10 protein-coding genes and 1 pseudogene are annotated in these 12,125 nt (G+C 69.1%); 6 read left to right on the top strand and 5 right to left on the bottom strand.

Features of this window, described 5'->3' with window-relative positions; all coding sequences use genetic code 11:
* Positions 1–246: pseudogene (locus ABZ195_RS23765) on the top strand (hypothetical protein); the annotation flags it as partial.
* 10 nt (positions 247–256) lie between these two features.
* Here the strand turns inward: ABZ195_RS23765 and ABZ195_RS23760 are convergent.
* From ABZ195_RS23760 to ABZ195_RS23750, 3 genes are all read right to left on the bottom strand, one after another.
* Positions 257–472: a long chain fatty acid-CoA synthetase Faa4p gene (locus ABZ195_RS23760; RefSeq protein ID WP_355222109.1), complete on the bottom strand. Its 216-nt coding sequence runs from the start codon at positions 470–472 to the stop codon at positions 257–259.
* A gap of 200 nt (positions 473–672) precedes the next feature.
* Positions 673–1,242, bottom strand: coding sequence for a chorismate mutase (locus ABZ195_RS23755; protein WP_355222107.1), 570 nt, complete (start codon positions 1,240–1,242; stop codon positions 673–675).
* 14 nt (positions 1,243–1,256) lie between these two features.
* A complete protein-coding gene (locus tag ABZ195_RS23750) occupies positions 1,257–1,739 on the bottom strand; it encodes a helix-turn-helix domain-containing protein (RefSeq protein ID WP_355222105.1) in 483 nt (160 codons plus the stop codon).
* 117 nt (positions 1,740–1,856) lie between these two features.
* Between ABZ195_RS23750 and car the strand changes: the two genes are divergently transcribed.
* A complete protein-coding gene (gene car, locus ABZ195_RS23745) occupies positions 1,857–5,387 on the top strand; it encodes a carboxylic acid reductase (protein ID WP_355222103.1) in 3,531 nt (1,176 codons plus the stop codon).
* Between the two features lie 92 nt (positions 5,388–5,479).
* Positions 5,480–6,685, top strand: a complete 1,206-nt coding sequence (locus tag ABZ195_RS23740; RefSeq protein ID WP_355222101.1) for a hypothetical protein — start codon at positions 5,480–5,482, stop codon at positions 6,683–6,685.
* Here the strand turns inward: ABZ195_RS23740 and ABZ195_RS23735 are convergent.
* Positions 6,672–7,589 carry a DMT family transporter gene (locus tag ABZ195_RS23735; RefSeq protein WP_355222099.1) on the bottom strand — a complete coding sequence of 306 codons (918 nt, stop codon included), beginning with the start codon at positions 7,587–7,589 and terminating at the stop codon, positions 6,672–6,674. The two genes, ABZ195_RS23740 and ABZ195_RS23735, sit on opposite strands and share 14 nt — an antisense overlap.
* Before the next feature lie 71 nt (positions 7,590–7,660).
* Here ABZ195_RS23735 and ABZ195_RS23730 point away from each other — a divergent pair, with 71 nt between their 5' ends.
* The 3 genes from ABZ195_RS23730 (at position 7,661) to ABZ195_RS23720 (ending at position 10,476) form a co-directional block, all read left to right on the top strand.
* Positions 7,661–8,557, top strand: coding sequence for a LysR family transcriptional regulator (locus ABZ195_RS23730; protein WP_355222097.1), 897 nt, complete (start codon positions 7,661–7,663; stop codon positions 8,555–8,557).
* A 150-nt stretch (positions 8,558–8,707) separates the two neighbouring features.
* Positions 8,708–9,970: a molybdopterin-dependent oxidoreductase gene (locus tag ABZ195_RS23725; protein ID WP_355222114.1), complete on the top strand. Its 1,263-nt coding sequence runs from the start codon at positions 8,708–8,710 to the stop codon at positions 9,968–9,970.
* Positions 9,970–10,476, top strand: a complete 507-nt coding sequence (locus tag ABZ195_RS23720) for a hypothetical protein (RefSeq protein ID WP_355222095.1) — start codon at positions 9,970–9,972, stop codon at positions 10,474–10,476. Before ABZ195_RS23725 ends, ABZ195_RS23720 begins: the two co-directional genes overlap by 1 nt.
* Here the strand turns inward: ABZ195_RS23720 and ABZ195_RS23715 are convergent.
* Positions 10,436–12,097: an acetolactate synthase large subunit gene (locus ABZ195_RS23715; RefSeq protein WP_355222093.1), complete on the bottom strand. Its 1,662-nt coding sequence runs from the start codon at positions 12,095–12,097 to the stop codon at positions 10,436–10,438. The genes ABZ195_RS23720 and ABZ195_RS23715 overlap by 41 nt on opposite strands.
* Positions 12,098–12,125 lie beyond the last annotated feature (28 nt).

Genomic DNA, 12,125 nt, shown 5'->3' with positions numbered 1-12,125 from the left:
CTGCTGTGCCCGTTTCACCACCGGCTGCACCACCGCGGTGGCATCACCATCGCCGGCACCGCCACCCACCTCGTCGTCACCGACACCGACGGGGCGGTCCTGACCGGGGCGTCCCTGGCGAGACCACCGACCCAGCCACCACCGGCGGTGCCACCGTGCACCGGCCCACTCGGCGAACGCGCCGACTGGTGGTGGTACGACCCCTACGACCCCGAGGACCCACGCCGGTCACCCTCGACCAACTGAGGGCCAAGCGCTATTCGGCGCCGACGGTCTCCCGGGCGACGTACACGCAGACGTAGCCGATCGGAATGCCGGTCATGGCCGAGATGTAGTCTCGCGCCGCCAACTCGACCAGCTCCCGCCGACGTGCATGCGTCGCGCCACTTATCTCGGGAATCTGGATCGACCAGCCGTCGAGTTCCCGGCTGATCTGGATGTCGAAGCTCTGGCCGACGGTGGGGCAGCTCATTCTGGGCATGACGCGGTGCCTGCGAGTGCCGACGGAGTTGTGTGCGCGCCGCAAGGTGGGCTGAAGAGGCATGAGGACTTTTCCTGTGTCGGACGACGGACCGCGGTAGACCATAGACCGTCCCAACCCCGAACGCCTAATCGACCAGATGCCCGTTCACCCAGGTCAACGCGGTGTTCACGCTGACGTCGACTGGTGGTTCACCGGCAATAGGAGCTCGTCGCGAAACCGAGCCCACGCTGGTAGAGGTCGTCGAGGTTTCGGCCGCCGACCACGGCCGTCTTGGCCGCCTCCAGATCACTCGCGCACGCGGGGGAGTGCAGCGAATTCCATTGTGCCGCAATCTCGTCGACCATCGTGCGGTTGTACCCGTCGATCGCCGACCGAGAATCGGACAGATCGGGTGCGCTGGTGGGTGCGCTGGCGGGATCGAGCTTCCAGCCGCTGAAGTGGGCGTACTCGACGCCCACGGTCGCGTCGATCTGATCGCGGAAGACCCGGCGAACGTAGTCGGGGTCGACGGCGCGGTCGCGGGCAGCCGCGGTGACCGCGTCGATGACCTGGGTCTCGCGGGCGGGGTCGCTGATCGAGCCGCCGGTGGTCCACTTGGAGGCGGCCACGGGCTCGGCAGTCTGAAGGCGCTGTGCGGCGGCGTCGACGAGGGCGAACAGTGGGCTCGCCGAGTCGGCAGCGGCCGGCACCGGAATCGTCATCAGGATCAGGGCGACACCGAGTGCCGACGGCGCGACACGGGAGGCGATGAGGGACATGGTCGTCACGCTAGTCAGCGCTGTGGTGACTCACCGCGGCGCAGCGCTGCGTCGATGTCGCCGGCGGTGACGGCGTGGCCGGCCTCGCAGCGCACCTCGACGGCGATCGGGCTGCCGCAGTCGGCGTGGGTCATGGCGACGCGGGCTCCGTCGGGCCGTGTCCAGCGGTTGCCCCACTGCATCAGGGCCAGCAGGGCCGGTAACAACTCCTCGCCCTTGCGGGTGAGGTGGTAGTCCTCGCGGCTTCGCTGTCCGGCGACGAAGTACGGTCGCCGCTCCAGCAGGCCCTCGTCGACGAGTTCCTTGAGACGGGCTGCGGTGATGCGCTCGCTGACCTGCGCCCGACGCGCGAACTCCTCGAAGCGGTGCGCACCGTAGAACGCCTCTCGCAGCAGCAACATGCTGGCTCGCCGACCCACGACGTCGAGGGCGGCGGCCATCGTGCAGTTTGCGGCAGACCAGCTGTCGCGATCGGCGAGAACGCCCCTCAACGTCATGGAAGTCACAACCTCATGATGCCACGCTGACTTGCCTGGGGTAAAGCCAGCCGCGTAGGGTCTGGCTTACCCGGAGCGCAGTCAGCGGGCGGGTGTCCCAGCACAGGCGAGGTATCGATGACCACCGACGTTTCCCCTCCCACCACGGCACGCGACCGGACCGCCGAACTCCTGGCCGCGGACCCTCAGATCCACGCCGCCACGCCGCGGCCGGACGTCGTGACGGCCGCTCGGGAGCCGAGTCTGCGGCTCCCCGAAGTGCTCGCCACCCTGGTCGACGGTTACGGCGATCGCCCCGCAATCGGAAGTCGCGGCCGTTCCGTCGTCACCGATCCGGACACCGGTCGACGTGTGGCAACGTTGCGGCCCGAGTTCGACACCACCACCTACCGCGAGCTGTGGTCCGACGTCACCGCCGTCGCGAGCGCATGGAGCCAGGACTCGCGGTCGCCGGTTCGGCCCGGCGACTTCGTCGCCACCATCGGCTTCGCCAGCGGTGACTACCTGACGGTCGACCTCGTCTGCGGTTACCTGGGATTGGTCGCCGTCCCCCTTCAGCACAACGCACCCGCATCACGTCTGCAGCCGATCCTCGCCGAGGCCGATCCGGTGGTCCTCGCCGTCAGCGCCGCCTACCTCGAACTGGCCGTGGAATCGGCGGTGGGCAGCACTTCGCTGCGCCGCCTGGTGGTCTTCGACTTCTCGACCGACGTCGACGACGACCGTGACCGGTTGGCGGCTGCGGTGGCCCGTCTGGATGCCGAGGGCATGGACGTCGTGGTCGAGACGCTTGCTGCGACGGTGGAGCGGGGCCGGGCGTTGCCGCCGACGGCGCCCTATACCGGGGCCGACCAGGACCGGCTGGCGATGATCCTCTACACCTCGGGCAGCACGGGTGCGCCGAAGGGCGCGATGTGGACCGAGAAGATGGTCGCCACGCTGTGGACTCTGCCGCTCAAGGCGCCGGATGCCCCGGTGCTCAACGTCAACTTCCTCCCGCTCAACCATCTCGGCGGCCGGATCCCGCTCTCGTCGGCATTCCAGGCGGGCGGCACGAGTTACTTCGTCCCCGAGAGCGACCTGTCGACGCTGTTCGAGGACTGGACGCTGGTGCGGCCCACCGACGTCGGCCTGGTGCCCAGGGTGGTGGACATGCTCTTTCAGCGTCATCAGCAGGGTGTCGAACGGCTGGTGTCCCAGGGCGTGGACGAGGTAACGGCCGACACCCTCGCCAAGGCCGAACTGCGCGAACACGTCTTCGGCGGGCGGGTGCTCGGCGGCTTCGTCAGCACCGCACCGCTGTCGGCGGAGATGCGCACGTTCATCGAGTCCTGTCTCGAGGCCAGCCTGACCGACGCGTACGGGCTCACCGAGATCGGCGCCGTCACCACCGACGGAATCATCGTGCGGCCCTTGGTGATCGACTACAAATTGGTCGACGTGCCTGAGCTCGGCTACTTCCACACCGATCGGCCCCACCCGCGCGGTGAACTGCTGGTGAAGAGCAACGGGGCCACGCCCGGCTACTACAAGCGACCCGAGGTGACGGCGGAGGTCTTCGACGCCGACGGCTACTACCGCACGGGTGACGTCATGGCGGAGATCGCACCGGACCACCTCGTCTACGTCGACCGGCGCAACAACGTCATCAAGCTTTCCCAGGGCGAGTTCGTCGCGGTCGCCAATCTCGAAGCCGTCTACGCCGGTGCTGCCCTGGTGCGTCAGATCTTCGTCTACGGCAACAGCGAACGGGCTGCGCTCCTCGCGGTCGTCGTACCCACCGAGGATGCCCTCGCCCGCTTCGACGGCGATCCCGGCGGTCTCAAGTCCGCTCTCCTGCAATCGCTTTCCCGGAGCGCCCGCGACGCCGAACTGCAATCCTACGAGCTCCCCGTCGACATCCTGGTGGAGACCACGGCGTTCAGTGCCGCCAACGGTCTGCTGTCAGGTGTCGGAAAGCTGTTGCGTCCCAAGCTCAAGGAGCACTACGGCGCCGCCCTGGAGCGGCTGTACGCCGAGCTGGACGACGCGCGGGCCGACGAACTCAGTGCGCTGCTCGAGTCGGCCGCGCATCAACCCGTCGTCGACTCCGTCGTGCAGGCCGCCCGGGCGCTGCTGGGTATCTCGGGTGCAGCACCGGAACCCACCGCCAAGTTCCTCGACCTCGGTGGCGACTCGCTCTCGGCGTTGACGTTCTCCAACCTGCTCCTCGACGTGTTCGGCGTGGAGATGCCGGTAGGCGTCATCATCGGCCCCACCACGACGCTGGACGACGTGGCCGCATACGTGGAGCGCGAGCGGTCCGGCGGAGCGGCGGGTGCGACGTTCGGTAGCGTGCACGGCGCCGGTGCCACGGTGGTCCGCGCCTCGGATCTGACCCTCGAGTCCTTCCTCCCTGCCGAACTCTTGAGCAATGCCGCTGCACTGCCGCCGGTGTCGCGCGACCAGCCGCGGACTGTCCTGCTCACCGGTGCCAACGGCTACCTGGGCAAGTTCCTCGCCCTGGAGTGGCTGCGCCGCTTGTCGACCGTCGGCGGAACGCTGGTCTGTCTGGTTCGCGGAGACGACGTGACCTCGGCGCGGGCCCGCTTGGAGGCGGTGTTCGACGGGGGCGATCCGGACCTGCTCGACGAGTTCCGCCGGCTGGCGACGGAGCATTTGGTGGTGATCGTCGGCGACGTCGCCGAGCCGCGATTCGGCCTCGACGAGGACGCCTGGCGACGGCTGGCCGACGAGGTCGACCTCGTCGTGCACCCGGCCGCACTGGTCAACCACGTGCTGCCCTACTCACAGCTGTTCGGTCCCAACGTCGTCGGCACCGCGGAGGTGATCCGGCTGGCCATCACGTCGCGTCGCAAGCCCGTCGCGTACGTCTCCACCGTGTCGGTGGCGATGGGCGTCGACCCGGCCCGGTTCGAGGAGGACGGTGACGTCAGGATCACGAGCCCCGAGCGGCCCGTCGACGACTCCTACGCCAACGGCTACGGAAACAGCAAGTGGGCGGGGGAGGTGCTGCTCCGCGAGGCGCACGATCTCTGTGGACTGCCCGTGTCGGTGTTTCGATCGGGCATGATCCTCGCGCACCGCACGTACGCGGGGCAGCTCAACGTCCCAGACATGTTCACCCGCTTGATCTTCAGCGTGCTGGCCACCGGCTTGGCGCCGGTGTCGTTCTACACCCGCGAGGCCGACGGTGAGCGCCAGCGGTCGCACTACGACGGATTGCCGGTGGACTTCGTCGCCGAGGCGATCACGACGCTCGGGGCCGAGACGAAGACCGGGTTCCGCTCCATGGACGTGATGAACCCCCACGACGACGGCGTGTCGCTGGACGTTTTCGTCGACTGGCTGGTCGAGTCGGGTCGCCCCGTCGCCCGCATCGACGACTACGACGACTGGTTCCGGCGCTTCGAGACGTCGCTGCGCGCGCTGCCCGAACGGCAGCGCCAGCTGTCGGTGCTGCCGCTGCTGCACGCCTACCGCAGGCCGGAGGTGCCCGTTCTGGGGTCGCTGGCCCCGGCGAAGGTCTTCCAGGCGGCGGTGCGGGACGCGAAGATCGGTGCGGAGCATGACGTTCCGCACCTCACCCGAGACTTCATCGACAAGTACGTGTCGGATCTGCGGCTGCTCGACGTGCTGGAGACGTAGCCGACGCACGGCGATTCGCGGCCCAAACCGGCCGTCGGCGGCCGTGGGCGAACTAGGTTGGTGACTTCGCCGGGCGACGACGGGAGAACACCATGGGACGCAGCCTGAAGGTCGGCGCCGTCGGCGCCTGCGCGCTGATCCTCGTCGGCTGCGGCGGTTCGGGCACGGACGCGCCGGCGGCCTCGTCGAGTCCCGGCGCGGCCAGCACCACCGTCGCGCCGCGGCCGGTCGTCAGCCCGGCGCTCTTGGACGTCGGCGGGTATCCGACGGCGCCCCGCCCGCCGCTCGGGTCGTCGGGCAACCCGGCCGTCGGGGCGTCGTCGGACGCCCAGCACATGGCCGACTTCGTCGTCGGCCCCTGGGAGGTCGACGACGAACTGGTCGGCACCTATCTCAACACCTATTACGTGTTGAGCTCGGCCGGCGTCCTCAAGGCGCTCGGGCCCGAGGAGATCGCGACCGCGGCGAGCCAGAACGGCATGATCAACGGATTCGCCTCGGCCCGACAGACTCCGGACCGAGAGGCGATGGTGAACGCCGTGCTGCGGTTCCCCGATCCCGCTGCGGCGACGGCGGCCAGCACGGCGATGGGCCAGGCGGCCGTCCGGCAGGCCGTCAGGGGCGTCAGCCCGGCGGCGGTGGCGATCCCCGGCCATCCCGAGGCCGTGGCCTCGACCTACCCCTTCACCGCGACCGGGTCCACGACGGCCAGGGCGACCGTGCGGTCCTTCACCCCACGCGGTCCCTTCGTGTTGATGCAGTTCGTCCAGAGCGTCGACGGCCTCGACCGCGCGACGGCGTTGGTGGCCAGGACGATCGAGGCTCAGGGACCGGCCATCGACGGGTTCACCCCCGCCGCCGATCTGGCCGCCGTCCCGCTCGATCCCACCGGACTGCTGGCCAAGACGCTGCCGGCCGCCGCGACCGAACCCGCCAAGAATGCCGTGTACGCCACCCGGGGAGCCGAGCACTTCCAGACCAATCCGATCGCCAGCGCGACGCTGTTCTCCGACACCGGGACGACCCAGGTCGCGATGGGCGGCACGAACGTCTACCAGACCAAGGACGACGGAGCAGCGGTCATGATCACCAACGCGTTCAGTCAGGAGATGACCTCCGACGGGATGGCGATCGCCGAGACGGTCACGGCCCTGCCCGACAGTCATTGCTATGCGCTGCCGCAGGCGTTCTACTGCGTGGCCCCTGCCGGCCGGTTCGCCATCGAGGCTCGCAGTGCCCAGCTGGCCGACGTCCACCAGCAGCTCTCGGCCCAGTACGTGATGCTCACGGCGAAGTAGTCGCCGCCACACCGTGCGGCGTCCGGCCCTCGACGGCCCTGGCCAGATTGACGCCCGCCAAGATCAGCGCGGCGCCGATCACCCCGACGAGGGTGACCGGGTCCCCGGCCACGAGCACACCGATCGCGGCCGCCCACAGCGGCTCGGTGCCCAGCAGCACCCCGACCCGGGCCGCGGAGGTGTGGCGCGCCGCCCACATCTGGACGGCGAACGCGAAGACCGTGCACGCCAACGCCAGGTAGACCACCAGCACCCACGAGCGCATGGTCATCTGGCCGGCCACCTGGGTCACGTCGCGTCCGGTCCACGACGACAGGACGACGAAGGCGGCCAGGGCGGTGCACAATTGGACGAGCGTCACGCGGCCGGGGTCGACCGGTCGGGCAGCGCAGACCCTCGAGATCACCGTCACGTGTACCGAACGCGCGACCGCCGCACCCAGGATCAGCAGGTCGCCCAGGCTGACTGCGGCGAAGCCGCCGTTCTGCGTGAGGAGCCCGACGCCCACCACCGCGATCGTGGCTGCGCCGTAGAAACCGGCGGGCAGGGGAGCAGCCCCCGGGCGCCGGTCGAGCAGCGGTGTGATGACCATCGTCAGGGAGATGACGAGGCCCGCGTTGGCCGCCGAGGTCTTCGTGACACCGAACGTCTCGAGCGTCAGGACCACGGCGAGAATCGATCCGAACGCGGAGCCGCACGCGACCTCGGTGCGCGTCAGCCCGCGCAGCCGCGGCGCGAGGACGAGGGCCAGGCCGGCGGCGGCGATCCCGAATCTGATTGCCAGGAAGGCGAATACACCGTCGGGCTCGACCGAGTCCTTCGCGGCCAGGTAGCTGGACCCCCATACGACGGCGACCGCCAGCAGGGCCAGGTCGACGGTGCGACGGTGCGGGACGGGTATCACGGGACCAGCTTGAGCGGAGAGATCAGTGTAGACAAGCGAAACAAATTGTCTGAATTGAGTAGAATCTCTACATGGATGTGGAGCGGCTCCGATTGCTGCGCGAGCTCGCCGAACGCGGTACGGTCCACGCCGCCGCCCGCGCGATGTCGCTCACCCCGTCCGCGGTGTCCCAGCAGCTCAAGATCTTGCAGCGGGAAGCGGGCGTGCCACTGCTGGAACCCGACGGGCGTCGGGTCCGGTTGACGGATGCGGGGCGCACCCTGGTCGCCCGGACCGACGAGGTGCTGGCGGCCCTGGACCGCGCGCACGCCGACATGGACGACTATCGGACGACCCCCCGCGGCACCGTGCGGGTGGTGCTGTTTCCCTCGGGGGCGGCGATGTTCCTGGCGGGCCTCATCACCCGCGCCGCCGCCCTCGGCGTGGAGGTGCAGGGCCGCGACCTCGACCAGCCCGCGGCGAACGCACCCGCCCTGTTGGCCGATGCCGACGTCGTCGTGGTGCATCGAGACGCGCGCGACACCACCGAGTTGAGCCCTCGCCTGGACACCGCGGTGTTGTTGCGCGAGCCCTTCGACGTGCTGCTGCCGCCCGGGCACCGGCTGGCCGGGCACCGCGAGGTGGCGCTACCTGAGCTCGCCGACGAGTCCTGGGTCGGGGTCGAGGGCGGCTTGGTGGTCGACGACGTGATGCGCTCGCTGGCCGCGGTGTCCGAGATGACTCCACGAATAGTACAGCGCGTCAACGACTTTCGAGTCGTCGAGGAACTCGTGTTCGCCGGGGTCGGCATAGCCCTCATGCCGCGCTACGCCCTCGGGGTGCGCGACCTGGTGCGCAGACCCTTGAGCGGCGTGCGGGCAGCCCGTCGCATCGAGGCCGTGACCCGTACCGGAGCGACCACCCGCCCGGCCGTGGCGGCCGTCGTCGACGTCCTGGTGGCATTGGCCGCCGAGATATCCCGGACGTGATCGGTCATTGCCGTGTAACGCCTCGGCCGCGGGGTGACACTGAGGCTCGGAGTCACTGACGACATCCACCCCGACGACGGCAACGAATGGGTAGACGTGGACGATCCGGACCGACCCCGCCACGGGTTTCCCGCTGCACTGTGGCGGACCTTGGAGGAGCACCCCCCGCCGGGACTGTCCCGGATCCGCTGGCGCAGCCCGTTGCGCGGCCCATGGCTGACGTCGGTCTTCGCCTTGGCCCTGCTCGTCGTGCTGCCGATCGTCATCGTCACCGGCCTGCTGTCCTACATCGCCTACGGTCCGAAGTTCGGGCAGGCCATCCCCGTCGACGTCGGATGGCTGAAGCTGCCGTCCTTCGACTGGCCGAGCCACCCGTCGTGGCTGTACCGACTGAACCAGGGGCTTCACGTCGGGCTCGGGCTGATCATGATTCCGCTGGTGCTCGCCAAGTTGTGGTCGGTGATCCCGCGACTGTTCACCTGGCCGCCGGCCCGCTCGTTGGCCAGCGTCCTCGAACGCGTGTCGCTACTGATGATCGTCGGTGGCGTGCTGTTCGAGATCGTCACCGGCGTGCTGAACATCCAGTACGACTACATCTTCGGCTTCAGCTTCTACACCGCGCACTACTTCGGCGCCTGGGTGTTCATCGCGGGTTTCGTCTCCCACGTCGCGATCAAGCTGCCCACGATGATCCGCAGTCTGCGGTCTCGCTCGTTCGTCGCGGAGATGCGGACCTCGCGCGCCGACACCGTTCCCGAACCGCTCGACGAGGACGGGTTGGTGGCACCCGATCCGGACCCGCCCACGCTGAGCCGCCGGGGCATCCTGGCGGTGGTCGGGGGCGGCGCCCTGTTGGTGGCGGTGTTGACCGCCGGACAGACCATCGGCGGCTGGACCCGGCACTTCGCAATCCTGCTGCCCCGTGGCCGAAGCTACGGCAACGGACCCAACGACTTTCAGATCAACCGGACGGCCGCCAGCGCACGCATCGACCCGGCCCTGACCGGCGACCGGTGGCGACTGCAACTGCTGGGCGGCCCGCGGCCGGTCGTCCTGGACCGCGCGGCGCTGGCGGCGCTGCCGCAGCACGCCGTCGAACTGCCGCTCGCCTGCGTCGAGGGATGGTCGACGGTCGAGACGTGGGCCGGCGTGCGACTCGCGGATCTCGCCGCCGCGGCGGGCCGACCCGAGCCAGGCTCGGCGGTCGTCTCCTCCCTCGAACGGTTCGGCGCGTTCAACCACGCCCGGCTGCAACGCAACCAGGTGCTCGATCCCGATGCGCTGCTGGCGTTTCGGGTCAACGGTGCCGACTTGTCGCTGGACCACGGCTATCCCGCGCGGATCATCGTGCCGGCGCTGCCGGGGGTGCACTGCACGAAGTGGGTCGCCTCGATCGAGTTCCGGGAGTCGTGATGACCACGTTCCGTCGTCTGTACGGCGATCACGCCCTGCACCTGATCGTGCTGGTGGCCGCGCTGGCGCTGGGCGCCTACACGATCTCGGTGCTCGGGGTCGAGCAGCTGTTCAACCCGCGCGTCTGGTGGCAGTCGATCGCGGTGTGGTTCGCGGTCGCGGTCATCGGGCACGACCTCATCCTGTTCCCGCTCTACGCGCTCGCCGACCGGCTGTTGCCCACGCCGCGTCGCCGGGCCGACGGATCCGAGTCGACGCGGCGGGTGCCGATCGTCAACTACGTCAGAATGCCCACGCTCGCAGCGGCATTGACGTTCGTGCTATTCCTTCCCGGCATCATCGAGCAGGGCGCGTTCACCTACACCGCCGCCACGGGTCTGACCCAGGAGCCGTTCCTGTCACGCTGGCTGCTGCTGGTGGCGGGCTTCTATCTGCTCAGCGCCGCCTGCTATCTGGTGCGCAGCGTCATGACCAGGACTCGTCCAGCTCTCCCAACGACTCGATGAGTGCGCTGTTCACGCTGTAGTCGACGGGGCACGCGATGACGCTGACCGTGTCGGCCTCCAACGCCTCTCTCAGCGTGGGTAGCAGCTCGCCTGCCGACTCGATGCGGTATCCCTTGGCGCCGAAGGACTCTGCGTAGGCGACGAAGTCCGGGTTGGCGAACCGGGTGTCGACGTTGTGACCGATCTCCAGGTCCATCTTCCAACTGATCAACCCGTAGGCGTCGTCGACCCAGATGAGGATGACGATGGGGGTGCCGACACGCAGCGCCGTCTCGATCTCCTGGGAGTTCATCAGGAACGAGCCGTCACCGGTGGCCACCAGCACCTTGGCCTCGGGCCGGGCGATCTTCGCGGCGATCGCGCCGGGCAACGTCCACGCCATCGTGGACAGCCCGTTGGAGATGAGGCACGTGTTGGGTTCGTAGGTGGGGTACAGCCGCGCCATCCACATCTTCAGCGCCCCGGTGTCGACGAGGACGACGTCCTCGCGGTCCAGCGCGGCCCGGGTGTCGGCGACGATGCGGGCCGGGGCGAGGGGAAACCGGTCGTCGTCCCGGCCGTTGTCGAGCTCACGGGTGAGCAGCTCCCTGATGCGCTCTTGGCCGGAGGTCGGCGGATGTTCGCGTTGCACCGCGGCGGCCAGCTCGTCGAGGCAGCGCCCGATGTCGGCGTGCAGGCCCACGGAGACGTCGTAGTGCGCGTCGACCTCGGCCGGAAACCGGTGTACGTGAATGATCTTCGTGTCACCGCGAGGGTTGATGCGCACGGGGTCGAATTCCTGGAGTTCGTATCCCGCCGCGACGATGACGTCGGCCTGGTCGAAGCCGAAGTTGACGTAGTCGTGGCGCATGAAGCCGACTGCACCCAGCGCCAGCGGATGGTCGTCGGGCATGACGCCCTTGCCGTGGAAGGTCGTGGCCACCGGAATGGCGAGTGTTTCGGCGAAGCGGCGCACCGCGGCCGACGCGTCGGTGCGCGCGGCGCCGTGCCCGGCCAGCACCACGGGGTTGCGGGCGGCCCGCAGGATCTCGGCCGCCCGGGCGATCTGGGTGGCCGAGGGATCGTCCGGGCGGGGCACGTTCACCCGCAGGGGCACTGCTGATGCCGGGACGTCGGCCGACTCGACGTCCTCCGGCACGGCGAGGTAGACGGCGCCGGGCCGTTCGGTCTGGGCCAGCTTGAACGCCTTGCGCACCATCTCGGGTACGGCACCAGGCGTCGACACCAGGGCCGACCACTTGGTGACCGGTGCGAACATCGAGACGAGGTCGACGCCCTGATGCGATTCCTTGTAGCTGCGCCGCATGCCAACCTGCGCCGAGAGGGCAAGCACGGGAGTCGAATTGGTGGTCGCGTCGGCAACGCCGAGCAACAGGTTGATGGCGCCGGGGCCCAGGGTGGCCGAACAGACCCCGGCCCGGCCCGTGAGGCGGCCGTAGACCTCCGCCATGAACGAGGCCCCCTGCTCGTGCCGGGTGAGCACGTACTCGATCGACGACCGCGACAGCGCGTCGACCAGTCGGATGTTCTCCTCGCCCGGAATGCCGAAGACGTGGGTGACGCCTTCGTTCTCCAGGCATTCGACGATCAGTTCGGCCGTGATGCGACTGGTGTGCGCCATCCTTCGAGCCTAGCCATCGCTGCACTAC

Origin of the sequence: Mycobacterium sp. NPDC006124 (assembly GCF_040614235.1) — a bacterium.
Taxonomy (GTDB): domain Bacteria; phylum Actinomycetota; class Actinomycetes; order Mycobacteriales; family Mycobacteriaceae; genus Mycobacterium.
The sequence above is the reverse complement of the archived record's forward strand: the minus strand, read 5'-3'. Positions and strand labels throughout refer to the sequence as shown.

Bases quoted from the DNA above. Each gene is read 5' to 3' on its own strand.
- ABZ195_RS23755 (WP_355222107.1), bottom strand. From the start codon at position 1,242: ATGTCCCTCATCGCCTCCCGTGTCGCGCCGTCGGCACTCGGTGTCGCC.
- ABZ195_RS23720 (WP_355222095.1), top strand. From the start codon at position 9,970: ATGACCACGTTCCGTCGTCTGTACGGCGATCACGCCCTGCACCTGATC.
- ABZ195_RS23760 (WP_355222109.1), bottom strand. From the start codon at position 472: ATGAGCTGCCCCACCGTCGGCCAGAGCTTCGACATCCAGATCAGCCGG.
- car (WP_355222103.1), top strand. From the start codon at position 1,857: ATGACCACCGACGTTTCCCCTCCCACCACGGCACGCGACCGGACCGCC.
- ABZ195_RS23715 (WP_355222093.1), bottom strand. From the start codon at position 12,097: ATGGCGCACACCAGTCGCATCACGGCCGAACTGATCGTCGAATGCCTG.
- ABZ195_RS23750 (WP_355222105.1), bottom strand. From the start codon at position 1,739: ATGACGTTGAGGGGCGTTCTCGCCGATCGCGACAGCTGGTCTGCCGCA.
- ABZ195_RS23740 (WP_355222101.1), top strand. From the start codon at position 5,480: ATGGGACGCAGCCTGAAGGTCGGCGCCGTCGGCGCCTGCGCGCTGATC.
- ABZ195_RS23730 (WP_355222097.1), top strand. From the start codon at position 7,661: ATGGATGTGGAGCGGCTCCGATTGCTGCGCGAGCTCGCCGAACGCGGT.